Genomic DNA, 22,419 nt, shown 5'->3' on the forward strand with positions numbered 1-22,419 from the left:
ATTTAAAATACCTGATGGTATTGCATACGGTATATAACCAGCAATATCAAATGCACAGCACCCGCAGTTGCCGTGCAGAGGATCGTATTGTAAATATTCACCAGCCGCATGTACGCCCCATAGTCCGGGGCAAGGATGGTAAAAAAGTAGAGTTTGGCAGCAAACTGCAGGTATCGCTAAGCGGTGGGTTTGCGTTATTAGACAAGTTAAGCTGGGATAATTTTAATGAAGGCGGCAGCCTGAAGGAATCGGTAACGCTGTACAAAAAACGACTTGGATATTATCCCGCCGAAGTATTGGCAGACAAGATTTACTGTACAAGGGAAAACAGAAAAGTGCTGAAGGAATGGGGCATCGCATTAAGGGCTAAGCCACTGGGCCGTCCGGCTAAAGAGGCACTGCACATTCAGGTAAGTCCAGGGGAGCGCAATCCAATAGAAGGCAAGTTTGGGCAGGCAAAGGCTGGTTATAATATGGAGTGCATCAAAGCCAAATTACAAAACACCAGCGAGTCGTGGATTGCTTCCATTATTTTGGTGCTCAACCTTGTTAATTTAATGAGGCTGGGCCTCTATTGCCTAAATTTAATCAGTAATGCAGCCAGGCGCTTCGCCAGTCATCTTCAAGAGGCTTGCTCCCGGAAATTTTGGCAGCCCCATTTTCAAGGATAGTTATTGAGCAAGCCCTATGTAAAAACGGCTGATTAAGTTTTTGGGTAGTGAATTGCAACTTAAACTATTAATTTACTCTCCTATTGATCCATCTCGTTTGATAACATAATAAATGCAGGTGCGGCATAAGCCGCACCCACTTCTATGTAAAGGGTTGAAATGTTTAGTCTGTTCCGGCAATCCTGAGTGTTCTATTGGCATTTACGGTAAGCTTCCGGCACTGCATGTTCAGGAACTTACAAACGCCGTTTACATCTACCGTAAGGTCGTGGCTAAGGTAAACAGCCGTATTAATGTCCGGCACTTTACCGTTGCTCCAGGTGCTGGCATCGCTCCATAAACCGTTCTTTACATTGGTAACTACGCCTTTGTCTGTAAGCTTAAAGTTGGCGTAGCCGGTGGTAAGGCTCCAGTTGCCTTTGGCATCCTGTACCCGGAAGTAAAGCCCCTGCAGGCTATCGGCCTGTATGCAGGTAAAGGGTATGGTTAGGTTGTTGGGATCATTTTCAACGATGGACGCTACGCTGAGTTTGGTGGCCATGCCCACGCCGGGATCGCTGCCGATAAAATATTCCACGCTTTGCAGGTAGTTGGAGTCGGGGCTTTTAATTACCTCCACATTACGGCGCATGGTGTGCCCCCAATTGCCCTGGTTGTCTTTAAAACGGGTGTAAAGCTTATGATAGCCGGGTTGCAACCCTGTAACCTGTGCAGTAAAGCTTTGCATAATAACAGAATCCTGTGGGGATATGGTTATTTTGGCAGCAGCACCCATACCGGGATCTGTGTCAAAAAAATACTCTCCTGCAACAATGGTTTTTTTTGCCTGGTTGGGTATTATTTCAAAATTGCGGCGTGCGGTTATGCTCCATTTGCCATCGCTGTTTTTGGTACGTATGTACAATTTATGCATACCTATTGACAGGCCGGTTGTTTTAACCGTAAAGGGAAAATTGCCATCTGCCGAAGGGGTTACATTTACCCGGGTGTTTTGGCCAACGCCTAAATCCGTATCAACAAAATACTCCAGTTGGGTAATGTTTTGCGCCCGGGCCGCCCCCTGCATCAACAACAGCAGTAGTATGCCGGTTAGTAATTTCATAACAGCGTTATTTAATGGTTCTTGCCTGTATGGTTACGGGTAGGCCGGATGATGTGGCCACGGCTGAAGTGCTGATGCCGTAAATAACCGGTATTGGCGCCAGGCCGGATAATGTGTAGCGGCTGGTAACGGCCAAGCCACCGTAAGCCCCCCTGTCGGTACCATCACTGCCGTTATTGCTGGCGGGCGATGCGGCTTTAAGCTGGTATTTGCCGTCTGTGGTGCCTGCATCAACAAATACGGTGGTCATGTTAGGTACAGCCAGGTTATTGTTGGCCGTGCCGAATTGGGTTGCCGAGGTACCAACGTTATAGGCCACATTAAGATTTGTATTGTTGTTGATGTTAACCGTAGCATTGGTGCTTTTTAAAATGTTATTCTGGAAAGAGCTGGTGAGCATTTGTATGTTCAGCTTATTGGCAGGGCCATCGAACACGTTGTTATTGCATTGAAGTATGGAGCCGGCCCATAAAAGTGTTTTTTGCAAAATGTTGTTGTTAAAGTACACATCGTCAGGATAAACAAACTGCGTATTGCTGTTGGTACGTATGGCTGTTTCATCGCCGGCCAGCGGAAAGAAATTCTGGATAATGGCGATATCGCTGATGCTGTAGTTATCGCCCAGCGTAATGGAGCGTTCAATCCGGCACCTTTTGATAAGAATGTTGCTGGCCTGTATATAAATTCTGTTGCCGGTGTTGGAATTGTACACCACATTAAACCCAATTAATTGAGAGCCGCCTGATGTGCTGGTAAAAACAACTGTGGCCAGTTTGGCATCAAGCACATTGTTGGATGTGTTGGGGTTTTCCGTTAAAAAGTAGCCGGGGCCTATCAATATCAGCTTCTTGGTAATATTTGCGGCGGCATAAACAATGGAAGAACCTTCTACATGCAACGTATCCCCCGCACTAACAGAAGCCCAGCCTATGGCCTGGTTTATCTGCTGAAACACCGGGTAAGACGCGGTACCGCCCAGGTTTTCGCCAAACAGCGATGTGCCATTATAATTTGATGTGTTGTTAACGCGCCATACAGTAGCGTTGGCGGTTACAAGCATACACAGCAAAGCAATACAAACGCAAAATTGTTTCATACTAAATGCTTTAATTGTTTGGATATAAGTAATAGTTAGTTATTACGGCTATTGGGTTAGCATGATGTAAGCAGGTTTTGAATAGAATAGTGAATGCTGGTTTAAACTTACAACAACACCTTCGGGTTGTAAGCCGTTATTTATTCTTTCCAGCATCCTGTTGATTATTTGCTTGGTATTGCCGGTTATTTGCTTTGCCGGTTATGCAGGTTGGTGAGGAAGAATTAAATAGCCCCGGATTTCAACCGGGGCTATTACATGATTTTTACCGTCTACGGTACTACAATTGAGCAAAAAAATCCCAGGGCTGCCTAACCGGGTCTGAAAAGATGCCATAAAAAACCGAACGATGAAGTGCTTGCGACGCAACCAAAGCCGCCATAAAAACCCGTCGCTGGTACCATAAGTAAAACAAGTAGAATAGCGTGGCGTCAAATAGCTGTAACCCGTTTTATAACTTAACACCGATAGTTACATTTACCGTTCTGCCGTCTGACGACCATACGCCGGCGCCGGGATAAAAGGATGGACGTTTGGTAAAATATTGCTTATTGGTAAGGTTATTAATATTAAAGCGTATAGTTACCTGTTCCGAAAACCGGTAGGAGGTATTCAGGTCAAGCAGGCCATAAGATGGCACCAGGCCTACCGTACCGTTGAAGGTTGGCGTTACGGTATTCAGTGCATCCGCATAGCTGCTGGAAGTATAACTGTAAAGCAGTGATACACTGGCCCTGTACAGCTTAAAAGAGGCGCCATTGCGTGTAATAAGAGATGGTACGCTTTCTACCTTATTGCCACTTACATCCACATTCTTGTCACCGCTGCGTACGCTGGCATTCCTGTAACGGGCATTCATATACGCTGTGGAAGTAAACAGGTTTAAATAAGCATTCTTACCGGTGCGTATGCTGTACTCCGTAAACCATTCCAAACCGTTGGTGTAAGAGTCGCCGATATTGGTACGGAAAATATAGGAATTGCCGTTTTCTTCCTGGTTGATGGTACCCAGGCGGTTGCGGTACACCAGGCGGAATACGCTAATATCCCATTTAAGGTAACCCGCACTGCCACGGTAACCGGCCTCAATGGTATAGCCTTTGGCATCTCTCAGGTTCTTATCTGCCCGCTCATTAACAGAGCCGGGAATAATGTCTTTAAAGATTACCGGGCGATACGCCTGCGAAATGCCTGCATACGCGTTGCTGTTTTTGTTGAAGCTGTACTGCGTATTGAAGCCCAGCAACACAAAGTTGTGCTTAATGCTGTTGGGCAGGTTACCGGGATTGTAATAGGTAATGGTGCCCGTCATGTCAGACTTGCCGTTTTCCCAACGCAGGCCGGGGTTAACAGACCAGCGCTCTGTTACTTTAAAACTGTTTTCAATAAAAGCGGCAATGTTATTGGTTTTAAAGTGCAGGTCGCGGCCCCAGGTAGGGTCAACCAGCGTTAAATCAAAGTCGCTGCCGGTAGTGCCTTTGCCTAACTGGCGGCGGTGCAAATCGTTATTAATAACCTGCAGGCCGGCGCTAACAGTGCTTTGCATTCCGGCAAGCCGGTAATGGTGCAGCAGCCGCAGTTCAGATGTATAGCTGTTGAAGTTATCAATATCTACCTGGCGGTTATTGTATTCTTTGGTGGCGGTGTTAATGCTGTCTGCTATGTTGGCCGTTTTATCGTATTGAACGCTGTTACGGTCACCCAATACGGCGGAAAGAGTCCATGATAGTTGGGTGTGCTCGTTAATGTTCCAGTCCGCCGTTAACGACGGCACCCATATAGAAGGATTGAAATAGTTTCTTGCCCTTGTTGACTGCCGGGGGTTAGCCAGGAACATACTGTCTGACAGCGGGCCAGGTATCTGGTAAATGTAGCTGGAGCGTGCCAGCTCTGCCTTTAGCGTTGCATTTTTAGCCAGGCGGTATATTAGCAACAACGATTGTGCACTGTATTTTGACTGGCTGTTTTTCCTGTACCCGTCTGACTCGCGGCGGCTGTAATACGCATAGTAATCCAGCTTGCCTACCCGGCCGCTGATGGCGTTATACGTACTTAACAACCCGTAAGAACCTGCGGAGTTAATGGTTTCAAAACCAATGGCACGGGTGGTATCGGGCTGTTTTATGGCGTAATTAAGCATACCGCCAAACTGGGCGCCATATTGCAGGGAGCCTGTGCCGCGTACCAACTCAATATGGTCAACGGCCTCCATGGGCATACTGTAGTGGCTGGCGGGATAGCCGTACATATCAGAGTTGGTGATAATGCCGTTTTTACGAATATTGAATTCCCAGCCCCGGTGAGGGTCAAGCCCACGTACAGAAATGTTTATTTGGTTTCCGGCACCATCCATATCGTACACAAAAACGCCGGGCACTTTTGCAAATATCTGGCGGGGCGTTTTTTCAGCTATATTGGCATCCATGCCTTGCACGTACAGCACTTCATTTTTTTTACCCAGGTTTAGCCTGGTGCCGGCCACATCATTCAGCCTTGTTACATTAGATAGCTGCGACCGCACTGTAACATCGTCAAGAATGTTTTCTTTTACACTGTCTTTTTGTTGCTGGCTTTGTGCTGCAGAATAAACAATTATCCAAATACACACTAAACAAATTCTTTTCATTGGTTATGCTTTAAAACAGGCACAGGTTACACCTGTGCGGTATGCCTTACGGCAAACAAATATTATGGGCCCGGCAGGAGGAACTACTATGAGGCGTCCCTTGCGTCGCACTCTTGTGCTACATCTCATTACGCAGCAAAAATTACCGGTATCCCTGCAGCGCCAGGCTGCATAGCCCGACCAGTCTCCCGGAACTTAATAAGCAAAAGTTTAAAAAAGACTCCGTTAAGACTAACGGTGTCGAATGATTATGCTTATAAAACTCAAAAACTAACTATGTTGAATAAATGTTTTAAAATAAAGGCTTCGCCAAGACTAACAAAGCCTGAATGATTATGCTTATAAAACTCAAAAACTAATCGTATGTAATTAGCCGGATCATTGCCTGCCGCTGTAAAACATCCTTTACAAAAGGCTCAGCTCCGGAAATAATCCCGCAGTTTTTACAGCATTTAAAGCTGTTACGTTACCCGCTAATCTGTTCCCTCTTTTACCTGCAGTTTCTTAATAAAAGACCCTGTTAAGACTAACAGCGCCTGAATGATTATGCTTATGTAATTCAAAACTTTTTATGGTTATTCTTCAACAGCGCAACGCCGGGTTATTTAAAAAACCCCGCCAGGAATAGCGGTGTTGTATTTTTTATAACCCTCAATAAATAGTTTATTCAGCGCCGTCCGTTTTTGCCCTGTTAATGGCGTATGCACCTACATTATTTCCTGTTTCCAGGCCAACTTCACAATCGCTGCGGTAATGTATGCCGCCATACATCCTGGACAAAGATGCCTCTGACGCCATAGCCTTATACTGTTGCGCTTTTTCAGGTATTATATGGCCCAATATGGTAGCGGCAGCCCCACTAAAAGTTGAGTGGCCGGATATGTATGCCGGAAAGTTGGGTATGCCCGTTAATGTTTTTATTTCGGGGTTCATTTGTGTGGGCCTGGGGTTAAAGTAAAAATACTTGGTGTACCAGCACACAATGGCCGCATCCATCAGAGACATATTTAGCAGGGCCATATTACGGGCCCATCTAACCTCGCTGAAGTTTTTGGTAACAAAATCTTCCGCAGCTATAGCATCCCAATGGCCGGGCGGTGTATAAGTGCCCACACCATCGGCCCAGTAATGCACTATTCTTAAATTGTCTCTGGTGGGATTTTTTACATAGCTCAGAATTTCCTCTGTTTCTTTCTTCATCAGGTCGCTTTTGGTTAAGGGCGGTGGCGGCGGCACCAGCGAAATTTTTGTAAGCGAGTCAAACAAAAACGCTTTCACATCTCCGAAAAAGGGCAACATGGGGTTACGCCTTGGTGTTTCCAGGCTGTACCAAGGTGTTTCTCCCCTGGCTTCGCAATCTGTTTCCAGTTTCTTCCACTGTTCGGGTGTGCCTACCGCACGGCCGGCATAATCGCTTCTGCCACGTGCCACAAACTGTTGTGCCACCATTCTGCCAAGTGCTTCACCAGCCACCACATCGCTGCGGGTGGCAGCACCGCTCATAATGGCAGCGGTTTCCTGCTCAATGGCTTTTTGCTCAATATTGGCTATCTCCGTAGGAAAGAACAGTTTCATCATTTCTGCCGTAACGCCGGCCAGTACAGCCGCTTCAGAGGGATAGGAAGGCAGGTCAGACTTAGCAACCTTTGCCACAATAGCGGTATCTGTTTTGTACGGTGCAGGCCGGTTATACAGTTTTTTGTAATGCCAGCAGGCTACTAAAGCGTCATACTGGGCCGCGCTTATATAGGCATAAGCCCTGGCCGCGTAGGGCGGATTAGCAAAAGGGAACATGGGATAAGCGAATGGGTTGGCGCCGCTGGGTATCGGGTAAGAGCCATCCGGGTTTTGATAGGGTGGCAGGTTATACCTGGCTACCAGCTCCCGCATAATTTCATTCCAGCGCAGCACTCCGCCGGCACTCCAGTATTTTATCTTGCTTTCATCAGAAGCAGACAGGTTTCTCTGGTAGCCCTTTATTTCATTCAGCTCCGCAACATAGCTTGGGTTGGCTAAGGGTAATGGAGCTGCAACGGCAAATGTATCCGGCCTTCTCAAAAGCACGGGCTTCCATGTGCCGGCATTAATGTCAATATTAGCAGCTTCCAGTGGTGGCAGGTCTGCAGTTCTGTCCTTTGTGGTTTTTGAGCAGGAGAGCTGAAGAACCAGCCCGGCTGCAATGATAGTAATGAGGTATATATATTTTTTCATGATGTTTGCTTTGTTGGTGAGAGGGATAGCGGCATAACCGGTATGGCCAGCCTGCCATAAATGTTTTACTAGTTTTCTTTACCTCCGCTGTCAAGCTTTTTATCTCTTTTGGTAAACCCAATCACATAAAAGATTCCGCCGTAAAAAGATTTTGACTGGCCTACATTTCTGCCGTCCAGTACATAGCTGCCCCCGCCGATGAATGACAGGGCCTGCATTTTCTTTACAGTATATTTAAAGCCTGCACCCAGGCTGGTCATGTTCATTTTGTTGCTGGGGAAAGGCATGTCATTTCTTCTCATATCAAAGCCGCCCAAAGTTTCCTGGCGGTTAAGCACCACTTCCGCTATCAGCAGGTGGCTGCGGTAACCGGCCCGCAGGTTATACATGGCCACATTGGGCATTTCTACCTCGTTGGTTAAATGCATCCTGTCTGTGTAATAAGAAGTACGGTCAATTTCAATGTTTCTTCTGTAAGTATAGGTGCCTGAGCCGGTAACAAACAGGCTGCCCACCTGGTAATCTGCTATAATCCTGGCAGAAAGGTTGGTGCTGTGCAAGCCGATTGACAGGGGCAAAAAGTCTGGTGTATAGTTAGAGGCTGGAAAAGACAGGCCACCAACTGCATACAAAGAGAGAGTGCTGTTGCCCCAGCTTTTCTCGTAAGGCAACCATTTAAGCCAAAGGCTTACATCCTGCAGGCCTTTTAAGCCGTGGAGGGTACCAGCGGTTGCCTTAGTTTTTACATAAGGCACATTAAACAATACATTCAGCCTGTTGGTAATACCATAGTTGCCCATTACTGAAAAAGATTGCGTTGAAACAGTCCCTAAATTTTGGTTATCTCTTTTTAGAGTACCCTCCCAGTAGTGGTTCCAGCTACTGTAGCTGTAAACGGGGCCCACGCAAAAATTGTTCTTAATCATCATAATGGCGTCCTGGTCGGTTTGCGCTTTGGTAATGCAGGGCGCTGCTGCAGTTAGTAAAGCAACCAATAACAGGTTGCGGAGTAATGAGTGCTTACAAGTCATAAACAGTTGTTTTGGGTTACACATAAAACAGGGTACGGATTTTTAAATGTGTTGTTTATTCATTATTGTCAGGCCGGTTTTTTTGCTGCGTAAAGCGATGCAGTACAAGAGTGCGACGCAAGAAAAGCTCAATAGCAGGTTCTAAAGCCGGGCCCCAAAAAAATATCTAATGGCGAAGCCATTTAAAACCTTACCGATAAACCGGCATTAATTACATAATCAGCAAAAGCGGCATCTCCGTTTACTTTATTGGTTGGTGTGCTTCTTGCTTTATCAGTAACACTTTGTGTTCTATTGCGCACAAAAGCCACCGGAACAGATGCAAACAGGTTAACTTTCTTAAAGGCATAAGCAACAGCAGGCTCGGCAGACCATACATAACCCGGCCTTCTAAAATCTCCGCTGCCGCCAACAAGATCATTTACGGGGATACCTTCCAGCCTAACGCCTGCGGCTAAAGTGAATTTGTTTATCATTACGTTAGCACCTGCACGAAACATATACTGGTCGGGTACGCTCATAATGGCCTCGTTAGCTAACGCCGGCGTAAGCGTTTCCCTATAGGTTCTAACCCCATTTTGTTCCCGTGGGTTTACCAGGTAATACGCGTTGCCATAAACGCCAATGCTGCGGGTAAAACTGTAATAACCGTTTAATTCGGCAGTAAACCCTGTACCGCCATCCCCGGGTTGTATAGATTGGTCAACTGTTCTCAATTCTTTACTTTCATTAGGGCCTACATTGTACCAGTAATCTTTATAATCATAAGCGCCGGTGGCGAACTTGATGCCCAAACCGGCTTGTATGTTGCCTTTAAAATGCTTTTTGGGGTCAAGCAGCCAGCGGTAAACAGCCATACGTATATCGCCCAGGCCAAATACATGCATGGTATGTCTCTGGTTAAACTTGTTAACGCCGTTAACCAGCCCATGCTCGTACATGGAAGAACGGGTATTATGGATAATTGGAAGATCAACCATCACACTCCAGCGGTCATTTAACAGCCGGGTTAAGGTAAAATCAAAAGCTGTTTGATAGTTAATAACTTCCGTACCTTTTTCTATTCTTTCTTTCTGGTATTCGGTACCCTTATAATGTTTGTTAGACATAAAATACCTGTAACCTGTTGTAAATATCCACTTGTCGTTTTTGCTGGCATCAGGATGTGGTGTCATGTAACCGGGACCGCTACCACGTAGCGCAACACAACCCTGTGCCATGGTATTGTATGCAACGGCTACGCTTAATATGGTTAAAGAGAACGCGGCTAAAAAAGTCTTTTTCATAAATAAAGCTGTTAAGTTTTGATAGATAAACATAAGTATGCATGCTAATACAGTACTGCGTTATGCAGTTACCGTATGCTACAATTCAATTAATAGTAATAGTATTATTCTACTTCTTCATTTTTAACCTGTCAACCACCAGGCCGCCAACTTTGCGGCCATATTCTGTGGAGACAATGCAGGATTGATGAAAGTGAATGCCACCGTAAAAGCGGGCCCAGTTGTTTTCTATAGCCGCCTCTCTGAACGATTTGAAAGAGCGGCTTTTGATGCCGAATTCCAGTTCAGTGGAGTCGGTGTAGGCAAAATTGTCGCCAAACACACTGGTTAATGCTTCTGCCGCGGCAGACGAAATGGTAGAGTGGCCGCAGGTATATTCGGGAAAAGCGGGAGTTTGCAGTAATGGCCTCCATTCAGGATCAATGTACTTATTGATGATGGTTTCCGGTCTTGCCGTGTTATAGGTAAACTTACCATCCCAGCACTCAATAAATGCATCAAACATGGCTATGGAAGTTTTTGTATATGCGTACACAGTGGTAGCAAAATCGGCTTTGGCTTTTTCTGCCGCTATGCCTACAATGCTCATCCAGTGGCCGGTAGGAGAAAACTTTTTAGTGCCAAACTGCACGTGCCCGCTAACATTTAATTTAAACGGGTTATCATCCCAGAATTCCGCGATATGTTTCTGCTCGTCAGATAAACTGTCCACTGCATTTTTTATGGCCATCACCTCTTTATAGTAAGCGCTGTTCTTATCCTTTATGTTAAAAGGAATGGGTGGCGGTACCCTGAAAAGTGAAGCGCTGTCCATTACCAACGGTCTTATCTCGTTCCAGTGCGGTTCAACGGCCTGGGCATACATGGGTGGTGTTGGTACCCAGCGGCCCTCTTCGTTTGTTACGGTGTATTTGCTGGCGCTGCGTGTTTGCGCATAATTGTCTTTTTTGGTCCAAGCCAGTATATGGTCTGCTACTGTATTACCGTATGCTATGCTGTTATCAAAAATATCTGATGGCATACCCGCATCATCGGCCTTTATTTTAAGCGATTCCACGTATTCATCCATACTGCCTTCAGGAAAAGTAACCGCATTGCCAACTTTGCAATACGCTATCAGCGCGGCAAAAGGAAAATCAATTTTTTTACCTTCTGCTGGCTTAGGCGTAGCTGTTAACCCATTTAATTGCCCTGCCAGCGTTTGATAATCTTTGCTTTCCGCAGCTATTACTTCATAGGCGGCAATATTAGCATAGGTATAGTTGCGGGATGCAACCACCGGCGTAAAATTATTGCCCATTACCACACTGTTAAGCTCGTGTACTGTTTTACAGTACAGTATGGGGTCATGAACAATCTTTTTATAGTCTTCTGAGTTTCTGCAAGCCAACAATAACACAGACGCAACTAAACAGCCAACAATTCTTTTCATTACTAAGCAAAATCCGTTGATAAGAGAAAATAGAGAAGTTATGGTACCCGGCAGTTGATATTTCATGGCATCAGCGGTTGTGTCACTCACTTCAGGGTTCGGAAGTTATTTCAGCAGATTACATTACACCCGCCTTTACATCTGCAACCCATTTACCGCACATAAAACCTGTAGATAATCCATGAAAAATTAACGCCGGAAAATGCAGCGAAGATTATGCAACAAACACATCTGGTGGTTGTTCCGGAGAATGGTGCAACCCAAAGGTTATCAAAGAAGTATTTTGAGGAATACCATAAGCAGTAAAAGCGACATTTGAAGAAAGAGTGGAATATTGCTGCTGAAAAGCATCATAATCCAGGGATAGCGTTTTTACGAGAGTAGATTTAGAGCCATCCTGTTTTTTTGCGCCCCCGTTCTGCACCAGGTCGTTGGCCAGGCGGGAGTAATCGTTCTGGGCTGATTCAAGCCGCATTTTTTCATGGTTGGGCAGGCATTTAAGAATCAGTTGCCCATCAACCACTTTGCGTTTTACATACTTGTACACCTGGCCCTGAAGGGTAATTTCACCATCCACCCTTTCAAAATCCGGCTTGCTTACCTGGTAGGGCATAGACAGCGGCACGGTGATGGTAATGAGGTCATCCTCGCTGTATTGATCGTTGTCAAGTGATGAAACAAGTTGAGAATCAGCCTTTTGCTGGGCGAAATAGAACACAGCCCTGTAACCAGTGAGGTTAAAGATGAATAACGCAAGTAGTAATATGGCCGCAAGTCTCTTAAGCATCAGGCCGGAAATTAGGAAAAATTTACAAAATCAAAAGTATTTTTTTGGAAACGGGGAAACAAGCTGCCGGCTGTGTTTAATCAAAAACCAGGAGAATTTGCCAGCTACGGGCTGAAAAGCCGCCCAAAGAACAACCGATGAAAGTAGTTTCCAATTTGCTGCTTCGACACGCAAATGGCGCAACAGACGATTCCATGAAATACTACAGTCTGCCACCATATTTACCCCAAACAGCCAACGGCTGTTACTTTTTTTTCGTTAACAATGCAACCCGCTACCGCTTTTGTGCAACACAAACAGCTTTAACAGCGTCTAATGCGTGGCAATAACTACTTTTGCCGGCTTATTATTAATATGAAGACATATTTCAGGCTTCTGTCGTACGCAAAACCTATAGAGAAGTACGCGATACCTTATACTATTTTTACCTTGTTAACGGTTATTTTCAGCACCCTTAACCTGGCATTACTGGCGCCGCTGCTTTCTACGCTGTTTAATGTAAACGCTAATACCCCTACGCCGCCAAAGCCGGGCAGCTTTTTTGATATTTTCAAAATGCTAAACTATTACGCTGCCTGGGCCAATACCAAGTATGGTACCGCAAAAACGCTGCAATTTGTTTGCGCCACCATTGTAACATCGGTACTGCTAAGTAATGTATTCCGCTATTTTTCTGAGAGAACCATGGAAAGTTTGCGCATCCATACCCTCCTTAACCTGCGCAGAAGCGTTATTAGTAATATAATGACACTTCACCTGGGATACTTTAACAATGAAAGAAAAGGCGATATCATTTCCAAAGTTGCCTCTGATGTGTATGTGGTGCAGTATTCTGTTACCTCTACCCTGCAGGTAGTTTTTAAAGAGCCCCTGTTCCTTGTAACTTACCTGGTAATGCTGTTTGTTATTTCGTACAAGCTTACCCTTATGGCCATGTTGGTAATACCGGTTTCGGCCTTTATTATATCCCGTATTGTAAAAAAACTAAAGGAACAGGCGGCCCAATCCAGTATTTCGCATGGCATTATGATAAGTTACCTGGATGAGGCGTTGAATGGCCTGAGGATTATTAAAGCCTTTAACGCAGTAAAATTTGTTACAGACAGGTTTAATGCCGAAAATGTTCGGTTTTCTAAAATAGGGCGTTCTATGGCCAAACGCCAGCAATTGGCCTCTCCCGTGTCTGAGTTTTTGGGTGTTTTAATGGTGGCTGCTATTGTATTGTACGGCGGTTCGCTGGTGGTAGCGGGCAAAGGCGAGCTAACAGGCGCCAACTTTATCGCCTACATTGCCCTGTTTTCGCAGGTTATGCGGCCGGCAAAAGCCATTTCAGATTCTTTTGCCCACATACATTCCGGCATTGCGGCCGGCGAGCGGGTGTTAAGCCTGGTTGATGAAAAACCCCTGATAACAGACCCGCCCGATGCCATTACAGTTACAGGCTTCAATGACTCTCTCAGGTTCGAAAATGTTTCGTTTGCCTATGGCGAAAGAACCATACTGCACAATATTAACCTTACCATACCCAAGGGCAAAACGGTGGCATTGGTTGGGCCTTCCGGTGGGGGTAAGTCTACTCTTATTGACCTGATTCCCAAATTTTTACAGCCGCAATCGGGCAGAATTCTATTAGACGGTAAGGATATACATGAGATAAAAACAGACTCAATCCGCTCTCTTATGGGTATCGTTAACCAGGAGTCCATACTTTTTAACGACACTATTTTTAATAACATAGCCTTTGCGCAGCCCGGCGCCGACCCTGCCGCCGTGGAAGCCGCTGCCCGTATTGCCAATGCCCACGATTTTATTATGGCCACTGCCAACGGCTACAACACCAACATTGGCGATAAAGGCGTAAAACTTTCCGGCGGGCAAAAACAGCGCATTTGCATTGCCCGTGCTGTATTAAATAATCCGCCGTTAATGTTGCTGGACGAGGCAACGTCTGCCCTGGATACGGAATCTGAAAAACTGGTACAGGATGCCCTTACCAACCTAATGAAGAACCGCACATCGTTAATAATAGCGCACAGGTTAAGCACCATACAAAATGCCGACCTGATTATTGTACTGGAAAGCGGCAGGATTATTGAGCAGGGCACGCATAGTGAATTACTGCTGAAAAACGGTTTGTATAAAAAATTGATTGATATGCAAACTTTCAGCTCTATTTAAAACTATGGGCAGCAGGCAAAAAGGTTTATGGGCGCCTGCCCAAGCTATCGCAAGGGCACCGGGCTTTCCGCTCATACTCCGGCACAAAAGCCTGGGCACAATGCCTTCACCGGGGTATCCGCTGCAATCCCTGGCGCGGTAGTGACACAGCAAAACAAATTACCGGCATGCTAACATGCAGCAGCCGGAACAAAAAAACTTATTTAACTAACCGGCATTGCCGGTACGAAGCCAACGGCTTCACTGCCTTTATTTAATATGTATCCATCCTCGTCACTCATTATATCCACCTATAACTGGCCACAGGCATTGGCCGTTTGCCTTAAAAGCGCCATACGGCAAACAATCTTGCCCGGCGAAATAATTGTGGCAGACGATGGCTCCCGCAGCGATACCCGGCAGGTTATTGAAGAATTCAGCAGGCAATCCCCCGTGCCGGTGGTGCATGTATGGCATGAGGATGAAGGCTTTAGGCTGGCACATATACGCAACAAGGCCATAGCCGCCGCCAGCGGCGATTATATTATACAGGTGGATGGAGACATATTAATGCACCCCCATTTTGTGCAGGACCACCTGCGCTTTGCCAAACCCAATGCATTTGTACGGGCCAGCCGCATTTACATAAATGAGCAGGTAACCCAAAAAATGTTGGCCCATCAGCAAATAAGTATTAACTTATTCAGCAAAGGAACCACCAATTTTTTCAGCGCTTTCCGTGCCCCCGTACTATGGCCCTTTTTTGCTACCTCTTACAAAAACAAGGGCGCTGAACGGTTTGAAATCCACGGCTGTAATATGGCCTTCTGGAAAAACGATGCCATTGAAGTAAACGGTTACAACGAAGATTTTACGGGCTGGGGCCCGGAAGACAAGGAATTTGTGGCCAGGTTATTGAATGCCGGAAAGGAAAAAAGGTTTTTAAAATTGGGCGGCCTGGCTTTTCACCTGTATCATAAAGAAAACGCAAAAAATAACCTGCAGAAAAATGAACTGCTGCTTGAGCAAACGATTATAAAAAATATTACGTTCTGTACTTCAGGCATTCATAAATACATCCGCCAATGACTAAACAAACATCTGTGGCCCTGGTAATTGCCACATACAACTGGCCCGAAGCGTTAAGGCTTGTTTTGGAAAGCGTGCTGACACAAACCGTGTTACCCGATGAAGTAATTATAGCCGACGATGGCTCTACCATTGCCACTACCGGCCTGGTAGATTCTTACAGGAAAAAATTCCCTGTTCCCCTTAAACATTTCTGGCACGAGGATGAGGGCTTCAGAAAAACCATTATACTCAACCAGGCTATAGCCGGCACCAAGTGTGATTACATTGTACAGGTTGATGGCGATATTGTGCTGCACAGGAATTTTATAAAAGACCATTTAAATGCGGCGGAGAGAGGATACTATATAAGGGGCAGCCGTGTTATGATAGATGAGCGAAGGAGCAATGAAGAATTGCTGATAGGCAGGATGAAAAAGGCTTCTGCTTTTTCCGCAGGCATCAAAAACAGGATAAATGCCTTACGCATACCCTTCCTTTCGCCCTTGCTTATTAAAAAAAGCAAACGCTCTGACAATGTAAGCGGTTGTAACTGCGCTTTTTGGAGAGAAGATTTTGTGAAGGTGAACGGCTACAACAACGAGATAAATGGCTGGGGCCACGAGGATATAGAACTGGCTGCTCGTTTTATTAACGCCGGCCTGCTGCAGAAAAAAATCAAAATGATGGCTGTATGCTACCACCTGCACCACAGTTTTGTTGACAGGCAAAGGGAAAGCTTTAACTACACTATTTATAAACGCACCCTGAACCAAGGCATACGGTACTGCTCAAAAGGCTATCACAGCTACCAGCAGCAGTACAACTAAAACTGCCATTTTAATAATTTTCCACCGGTTGGTACGGAATGACGATGGATGGGGTTTATTGAACCCCATATCTATCCTTAAGGCAAAGCCATTGATAAAGCCATCTTTTAAAGAACGGCGTAAAAAACTGAATTCATAACAGTTTTTTGCCCACATTACGTGAAAGGCTGTTGCCAAAGACCAGCTTTTACCAACAAGGATGGTTTTAATTAAGTTGGTTATAAATTCTGCAAGCAGCAAAGCCACTGTAAACTTAACCAATAGCGCCGCAGTACCTGTAAGTATAGCTACCGGTGTTAGCAATGTCAGCAGCAACAAGGTTTCTGACGTATTGGTAAAATCCCGGAAGGTATAATTGCTTACAGGTTGTTTGCGGGCGATTTGGCTGGCGCCGGCGCCATAGCTAACCATGCGCCTGGTTTGCACGCTGCCATTGCCCCACCAGGGATGGTGTACAACAGCCCCCGCAACAGGTATATATTTCTCATTAAACAGCAGGCTGCTGCGTGTAAGAAACTCAATATCTTCCGCATTAACCAGGGCCGCATCAAATAACCCGGGGTGCATTTTTTGCCGGTTAAGCATTACGTTGGCCGTTGGAGACCAGGTGAGTAATGGCTTTCTTAACGCATCAGTAAAGCTGGAAATGGTGCCGTTTATTTCCAGCGCTTTGGTAACGGCATTAATGGGTTGCGGAAACTGCGTAATGCCGGCAAAGCCAATAGCATCCGGATGTGTTTTAATAGCAGCGGCATATACCAACAGCAAATCCGGCTCAGCCTTAATATCATCATCCAGGAAAAGTATCCATTTGCTTTTGCCCGCTTTAATGCCCACATTCCTTGTTGCCGGGGCGCCCATGTTTACAGGGTTAATAATGAGTTGTATTAAGCCCTTGTTGTGCAGTTGCATAACAGAAGCAGGCACAACTACTTCAGGATTATCAGAAACGATGTAGAAAAATACGTTGAACCCGCCAGGTTTTTCAAGGTTAATGATGTTTAGCAATATCTCTTCATCCAGCCTGTAAGACGGTACCACAATATCTATCGCATGTATGTTCATCGGCTCAAATATACAGCCTGTGGGTGGTGTGCCTGGTAAGCGTTATCTCAAATTTTTAAGAGTTGTACTTGCTATACTGTAAATACGGTAAGATGTGCAGCAGCATTGTTCAACCCATTCAGGATTGGGTACTATTATCCAATACCAACCCCGGATTTTATCCGGGGCTATTTACATTGCAGCCCTTCGGGCTGTTGCACGGGTTTGTGCTGCACATACTATAACGTGGCCTAAAAGACCGGGCCGCTGCTATAACAACAACGGCCCAGTGTATTATCAGCCTGTTTCATTTTGCGTGAGGGATTGCAGCGGATACCCCGGTGAGGCCATCGCAGCAGGGCTTTTGTGCCGGAGTAGCAGCGGAAAGCCCGGCCCGCCCTGTATTTTGGCGGGGCACGCCCTGCATTTCTTCCTGTATTTATTTTGTAGCCGCAAGCAAGTAAGCCGCAAAGCGGTTAATGGCTGCAGCATCCAGCATCAACTGCTCCTGCGCTTCTTTAAAATTATATTGCTCTATGGCTTCGCGAATGCCAGGCATGGTTTTAACGCCGTAGCCCGTATAAAAACCAGGTGCATACAGGCTGTGGCGGTACCACCCGCGGCGGGGCAGGCCTTTTTCCAGCAGCAATTGCTGTTCGGCCTGGTATAAAGCTTTGTTCAACACGGCCGTATTGGCGCCAGAGGCCAGCGCTTTACCCCACACAATTGCCAGCGAATCGGCACTTTTTTGCAGGTTTACCAACGCATTTTGCAGGGGAGAGAAATCAAGATAAGGCACTTCATCTTTTGGCTTTGGCGCGGTAAATGGCCTGGTGGGGTCCGCCGCAAGGGTGTAAGCATTTTGCTTTAGTGCTTCGTTTTCGGCAGCAGTCGCTTCCCGCAGGTTATCCGTAGCAGCCTGTAAATCCGCTACATACTTAATGACTGTTTTATATAATGTCCTGAAATCGAAAGGCAGCACGTCGGCATTGGCCATACGCAGTGCCGCATGCCCGGCAGTTTTGGCCAATGCTACACCATAAGCAAAAGTGGGGTCTTTAAAGCGGCGGTAATCATCGTAGGAATCGTAAATAGAATGGTATTCGCCGCCATCGCCTTCGCCACCAAAACCCAGGTTTAAAGACGGTATGCCCAGGTGCTGGAAGAAAGGAGAATAATCTGAACCACTGCCCAGAGCACTTAACTCAAGGCCGGTTTTTGCCAATGCGTCTTTTTTTGCCTTGCCTGCGGCGGCGCCGGCAACAGAAGCTGCTTTGGCCCTTTCAAAAACCGAAACATTGGTTTGCGGGTCTGTTACGTTTTTAGCTATTTCGTCCATTAAAGTGGTAAGTGCGTGAGAGCCGCCTGCCCCCAAAAAGCCACGTTCATTACCATCGGAATTAATGTAAACCACGGTTTTTTGTTTCAGTTCTTCGGCATGGTCTTCTACCCATTCGGTTGAGCCTATCAGGGCTGGTTCCTCTCCATCCCAGCCGCAGTATACCAGGGTACGCTTGGGTTTCCAGCCTGTTTTAAGCAGTTCGCCAATGCTTTTGGCTTCTTCAAGTAAAGCAGCCAGCCCGCTGATGGGGTCGCTGGCGCCGTTAACCCATGCATCGTGGTGGTTGCCACGTATTACCCATTCATCTGGGTACTGAGAACCTTTTACCATACCGATTACATTGTGGCAGGGTACCATTTTCCAGTCGAATTCCAGCTTCAGGTGTACTTTGGCTATACCCGGACCTATGTGATACGTGATAGGCAAAGTTCCCTGCCAGTCAACAGGTGCTACTTCTCCACCCAGTGCTTCCAGCAAAGGCCTGGCATCGTGGTAGCTGATGGGCAACACAGGTATTTTAAGCAGGTTGGTAGCCTGCTGGCGGGTAAGTCGTTGCGCATTTTCAGTAGCGCCAATACCGGGCGTAAGCGGGTCGCCCGGGTAAACGGGCATATCCATTACGCTGCCGCGCTGCACGCCGTACTCATTTTTAAAAGCCCCTTTTGGGTAAACATCGCCCTGGGTGTAGCCATCGTCTTTAGGATCGCTGTAAATAATGCAACCCACCGCGCCATGCTCCTGCGCCACTTTAGGTTTTATACCCCGCCAGCTTCTGCCGTATTTGGCTATTACAATTTTACCTTTAACATCTACACCTATTTTAGCCAGTTCATCATAATCGGATGGCAGCCCATAGTTAACAAATACCAGTTCGGCAGTTACATCACCATCGGCACTCCATGCATTGTAGGTAGGCAGTTGGCCATCCTGCCCGCTGGTGGCATCTTCCTTTAACGCAGGCTCTTTCAATAATGCTTTATAAGCAACGGGACCTGTCATTTCCAGCACCCTTGTTTTAGGCGTGGGAAATAAAACAGTATAAGTTTCAACCCGGGCATCAAAACCATAGCTTTTAAGCCGGTTCATAGCCAGCTCCGCATACTCTTTGCTGCCGGCCGAGCCAAGATGGTGTGGCCTGGCTGAAAAAGTTTTGATGGTTTGGCCAATGTTTTCGGCACTAAGGCCCTGGTCGAACTTTGTCTCTGTTTGTAATTGCTCAGCAGAAGATTTTTCTGTAAAGCCGGTTATAGGTTTTTGTGCGGTAAGGTTAGCATAACCAAACAATACAACAGCAGCCAGTAATGCGTTTTTCATCATGTGTAACAAGTTTTAAAGTGCAGCCCTGAAATTATTGAAGAGAAGCGGAAAAAATGCATTTGAGTTTTTATAATTTAAGTGAGTGGTGAGTAGTGAATGGTGAGTGGTGAATGGTGAGTGGTGAATAGTGAGTGGCTGATTATGGTTCATCACTTCATGTTTTGCTCAATACTCATTCAATGTCGTTTAGTTAGGGATGTCAGCCTGAGCCTGTCGAAGGCGGATGCGTGAAAAGCAACGGACATAAAACGGTTTCGATTCCGAAGTTTCGGAACTCAGGATGACATCCTTAACTAAACGAAGTTGGATATCCATTAGCCGGTAAATATGATACTTTGATTTTTTGTTCTATATCCTTACTTCAAAAACATAGCCGGGTGGCTATTCTGCCAACCTGTATTGTCCTGGTAGAGTTTGGCTATTGCCAGCAGCCTGGCCTCTGCGTACAGGTTGCCTACAAGGGTTATACTCTGCGGTAAATTTTCCTTACCGAAACCGATAGGTAACGAAACAGCGGGGTGACCGGTAAGATTGGTAATAGCGCATTGGTTGCCACCCCAGGTAGGGCATATCACCGCGTCGAAACCGGAAAGTGTATCATTTACCTTTTGCATGAGCAGGTAGCGGTGGCGGTTGGCGTTGATATAATCCACGGCCGATACAAACCTCGCTGTCCTGAACTGGTTAGGCCAGTCATTTTTGGTTTGCCAGGTAAGCAGGTCGTCTTTATTGCTGCGGGTCAGCTCATCAAAAGCCGCGGCGCTTTCCGCACTTATAATGATGCCCATCATGTCAAAGTTGTAAGCGCCTTCTTCCGGAAAATTAACAGGCACAGGGTTAATACCCATGCTGCGGTAGCTTTCCAATACAGCCCACTCAGGGTCGTCTTTCTTCAGCTTGTCAAAGTAGTTTTTGGCGTAGGCTATTTTCAGTTTACGGGTATCTATGCGTTGCTGGTAATTGAATGCCCGGCTAACGGCGCTTTCATCTTTACCATCAGTGCCATGCAGGTAATAAAACACAATAGCGGCATCTTCAGCGCTGCGGCAAATGGGGCCCACTTTATCCAGGCTCCAGCTAAGTACCATACCGCCCGAACGGCTGATGCTGCCAAACGTAGGCCTTAAGCCTGTGGCACCGCAGGATGTGGATGGAGAAATAATGGAGCCCCATGTTTCTGTACCAATAGCGAAAGGCACCAAGCCCGCTACTGTAGCAGCCGCAGACCCGGCAGACGAGCCGGAAGAACCGTGTTTGAGGTTCCATGGATTGTTGGTGCGGCCGCCAAACCACTTATCTCCCATGGCCAGTGCCCCCAGCGTAAATTTAGCTACCAGCACGGCACCAGCTTCTTTAAGTTTGGTGTAAACGTAACTGTCTTCATCAATTAACTGGTTTTTGTAGGGCGCTGCCCCCCAGGTGGTTTTGGTACCTTTTACGGCAAACAAATCTTTTAAGCCATAGGGAATGCCATGCAAGAGTCCGCGGTATTGGCCTTTGGCAATCTCCGCATCGGCCTGCTTCGCCTGTGCCATGGCTAACTCTTCCGTAATAGATATGGTGCATTGCAAGGTATCGCTGTATTTTTTTAGCCTGCTGATGAAATAGCGGGTTAGCTGAACACTGGTTATTTTCTTATTTTTTACTAACGATGCCAGTTGCAACAGGTTGTAAAATGCCAGGCCATTGTTTTGCGGTGGCAGGCTTACGTTGGCCGGAATACTCCATTGAACAGCTTGCTGCCTTTCGGTTTGTTGCATGCCCGGTAACAGCGGGCTTTGCCACAAGCTCATGGGAACATTATTAGGTAATGGCAGGGCATGCATCTTATCTACGTCTCTGCGCAATTCTTTTACAGCACCATACATGGAGTCTACCTCAGCTTGTGTAAACTGCAGCCCGAAAATCCTGCCTGCTATGGGTAAATCTTTGGGGACGATGGTATCCTGTGCCTTACTAACAATAGCGGTTAACAGTAATACAGGGATCAAAAGATGTTTTATCATGGGAGCTTAACATTGCAGGCCGGAAATTAAGAAAGAATCGCTTCAGGCAGGTTTAATTTATGTTGGCGGTCTGTTGTTCAATATCCGCTTGTTTAATGTTCAACATTAGCAACATTCAGAACTTTTAATCCGTAAGGATTACCATGTTATCTACAACGACATGCGTTAACACAATAACAAGTATACAAACTAACCAGCCTGTTACACCTTCGGGTGAGGGATTGCAGCGGATACCCCGGTGAGGCCATTGCAGCTGGGCCTTGTGCCGGAGTATGAGCGGAAAGCCCGGCCCGAGGTACGAGGGACACCCCCTGAAAATCTTATCCCGGCAGAATACAATGCGCTTATTCTTGACAGGAGCGCATAAAAAACCCCCGGAGTTACAAAACCCACGGGGGAGTCGGGGGAGAAAA

General features: G+C 46.3%; 15 protein-coding genes. 4 read left to right on the plus strand and 11 right to left on the minus strand.

The window, feature by feature from the left end; genetic code table 11:
• Positions 1–671, plus strand: a 671-nt coding sequence (locus F0364_RS12655) for a transposase (RefSeq protein ID WP_153798152.1), incomplete at its 5' end; no start/stop codon positions are given.
• Between the two features lie 163 nt (positions 672–834).
• On the opposite strand, the gene F0364_RS12660 is transcribed toward F0364_RS12655, so the two are convergent.
• The 8 genes from F0364_RS12660 to F0364_RS12695 form a co-directional block, all read right to left on the minus strand.
• Positions 835–1,773 (minus strand): hypothetical protein, encoded by a 939-nt coding sequence (locus F0364_RS12660; RefSeq protein ID WP_153798153.1) that lies wholly within the window; start codon positions 1,771–1,773, stop codon positions 835–837.
• 7 nt (positions 1,774–1,780) lie between these two features.
• Positions 1,781–2,869, minus strand: a complete 1,089-nt coding sequence (locus F0364_RS12665) for a hypothetical protein (RefSeq protein ID WP_153798154.1) — start codon at positions 2,867–2,869, stop codon at positions 1,781–1,783.
• 451 nt (positions 2,870–3,320) lie between these two features.
• On the minus strand, positions 3,321–5,495 hold the full coding sequence (locus F0364_RS12670; RefSeq protein WP_153798155.1) for a TonB-dependent receptor family protein: 2,175 nt from the start codon (positions 5,493–5,495) through the stop codon (positions 3,321–3,323).
• A gap of 663 nt (positions 5,496–6,158) precedes the next feature.
• Positions 6,159–7,706, minus strand: coding sequence for a phosphatase PAP2 family protein (locus tag F0364_RS12675; protein ID WP_153798156.1), 1,548 nt, complete (start codon positions 7,704–7,706; stop codon positions 6,159–6,161).
• A 68-nt stretch (positions 7,707–7,774) separates the two neighbouring features.
• The gene (locus F0364_RS12680) at positions 7,775–8,737 is read right to left on the minus strand and encodes a hypothetical protein (protein WP_207632650.1); all 963 of its coding nucleotides are present in this window, start codon (positions 8,735–8,737) and stop codon (positions 7,775–7,777) included.
• Between the two features lie 182 nt (positions 8,738–8,919).
• Positions 8,920–10,023 (minus strand): hypothetical protein, encoded by a 1,104-nt coding sequence (locus tag F0364_RS12685; protein WP_153798157.1) that lies wholly within the window; start codon positions 10,021–10,023, stop codon positions 8,920–8,922.
• A 109-nt stretch (positions 10,024–10,132) separates the two neighbouring features.
• Positions 10,133–11,455: a vanadium-dependent haloperoxidase gene (locus F0364_RS12690; protein WP_153798409.1), complete on the minus strand. Its 1,323-nt coding sequence runs from the start codon at positions 11,453–11,455 to the stop codon at positions 10,133–10,135.
• Between the two features lie 214 nt (positions 11,456–11,669).
• A complete protein-coding gene (locus F0364_RS12695) occupies positions 11,670–12,242 on the minus strand; it encodes a hypothetical protein (protein ID WP_153798158.1) in 573 nt (190 codons plus the stop codon).
• A gap of 354 nt (positions 12,243–12,596) precedes the next feature.
• Here F0364_RS12695 and F0364_RS12700 point away from each other — a divergent pair, with 354 nt between their 5' ends.
• The 3 genes from F0364_RS12700 to F0364_RS12710 all read left to right on the plus strand — a co-directional run bounded on the left by F0364_RS12700 (position 12,597) and on the right by F0364_RS12710 (position 16,297).
• Complete coding sequence (locus F0364_RS12700) at positions 12,597–14,420, plus strand: ABC transporter ATP-binding protein (protein WP_153798159.1); 1,824 nt, start codon at positions 12,597–12,599, stop codon at positions 14,418–14,420.
• Positions 14,421–14,678: 258 nt separating this feature from the next.
• Complete coding sequence (locus F0364_RS12705; RefSeq protein ID WP_153798160.1) at positions 14,679–15,488, plus strand: glycosyltransferase family 2 protein; 810 nt, start codon at positions 14,679–14,681, stop codon at positions 15,486–15,488.
• The gene (locus F0364_RS12710) at positions 15,485–16,297 is read left to right on the plus strand and encodes a glycosyltransferase family 2 protein (protein ID WP_153798161.1); all 813 of its coding nucleotides are present in this window, start codon (positions 15,485–15,487) and stop codon (positions 16,295–16,297) included. The genes F0364_RS12705 and F0364_RS12710 overlap by 4 nt, the downstream gene beginning before the upstream one ends.
• Here F0364_RS12710 and F0364_RS12715 read toward each other — a convergent pair.
• The 3 genes from F0364_RS12715 to F0364_RS12725 form a co-directional block, all read right to left on the minus strand.
• Positions 16,259–17,362: a glycosyltransferase family A protein gene (locus F0364_RS12715; protein ID WP_153798162.1), complete on the minus strand. Its 1,104-nt coding sequence runs from the start codon at positions 17,360–17,362 to the stop codon at positions 16,259–16,261. The genes F0364_RS12710 and F0364_RS12715 overlap by 39 nt on opposite strands.
• Before the next feature lie 418 nt (positions 17,363–17,780).
• Positions 17,781–20,000, minus strand: coding sequence for a transferrin receptor-like dimerization domain-containing protein (locus F0364_RS12720; RefSeq protein WP_207632651.1), 2,220 nt, complete (start codon positions 19,998–20,000; stop codon positions 17,781–17,783).
• Between the two features lie 356 nt (positions 20,001–20,356).
• Positions 20,357–22,006, minus strand: coding sequence for an amidase (locus tag F0364_RS12725; protein WP_153798163.1), 1,650 nt, complete (start codon positions 22,004–22,006; stop codon positions 20,357–20,359).
• Positions 22,007–22,419: the final 413 nt, after the last annotated feature.

Origin of the sequence: Foetidibacter luteolus, from assembly GCF_009650435.1 — a bacterium.
Taxonomy (GTDB): domain Bacteria; phylum Bacteroidota; class Bacteroidia; order Chitinophagales; family Chitinophagaceae; genus Foetidibacter; species Foetidibacter luteolus.

What these genes read in the sequence shown, in the direction of transcription:
- F0364_RS12660 (WP_153798153.1), bottom strand. Translation starts at nt 1,773, where the DNA reads ATGAAATTACTAACCGGCATACTACTGCTGTTGTTGATGCAGGGGGCG.
- F0364_RS12665 (WP_153798154.1), bottom strand. Translation starts at nt 2,869, where the DNA reads ATGAAACAATTTTGCGTTTGTATTGCTTTGCTGTGTATGCTTGTAACC.
- F0364_RS12670 (WP_153798155.1), bottom strand. Translation starts at nt 5,495, where the DNA reads ATGAAAAGAATTTGTTTAGTGTGTATTTGGATAATTGTTTATTCTGCA.
- F0364_RS12675 (WP_153798156.1), bottom strand. Translation starts at nt 7,706, where the DNA reads ATGAAAAAATATATATACCTCATTACTATCATTGCAGCCGGGCTGGTT.
- F0364_RS12680 (WP_207632650.1), bottom strand. Translation starts at nt 8,737, where the DNA reads ATGACTTGTAAGCACTCATTACTCCGCAACCTGTTATTGGTTGCTTTA.
- F0364_RS12685 (WP_153798157.1), bottom strand. Translation starts at nt 10,023, where the DNA reads ATGAAAAAGACTTTTTTAGCCGCGTTCTCTTTAACCATATTAAGCGTA.
- F0364_RS12690 (WP_153798409.1), bottom strand. Translation starts at nt 11,455, where the DNA reads ATGAAAAGAATTGTTGGCTGTTTAGTTGCGTCTGTGTTATTGTTGGCT.
- F0364_RS12695 (WP_153798158.1), bottom strand. Translation starts at nt 12,242, where the DNA reads ATGCTTAAGAGACTTGCGGCCATATTACTACTTGCGTTATTCATCTTT.
- F0364_RS12700 (WP_153798159.1), top strand. Translation starts at nt 12,597, where the DNA reads ATGAAGACATATTTCAGGCTTCTGTCGTACGCAAAACCTATAGAGAAG.
- F0364_RS12705 (WP_153798160.1), top strand. Translation starts at nt 14,679, where the DNA reads ATGTATCCATCCTCGTCACTCATTATATCCACCTATAACTGGCCACAG.
- F0364_RS12710 (WP_153798161.1), top strand. Translation starts at nt 15,485, where the DNA reads ATGACTAAACAAACATCTGTGGCCCTGGTAATTGCCACATACAACTGG.
- F0364_RS12715 (WP_153798162.1), bottom strand. Translation starts at nt 17,362, where the DNA reads ATGAACATACATGCGATAGATATTGTGGTACCGTCTTACAGGCTGGAT.
- F0364_RS12720 (WP_207632651.1), bottom strand. Translation starts at nt 20,000, where the DNA reads ATGATGAAAAACGCATTACTGGCTGCTGTTGTATTGTTTGGTTATGCT.
- F0364_RS12725 (WP_153798163.1), bottom strand. Translation starts at nt 22,006, where the DNA reads ATGATAAAACATCTTTTGATCCCTGTATTACTGTTAACCGCTATTGTT.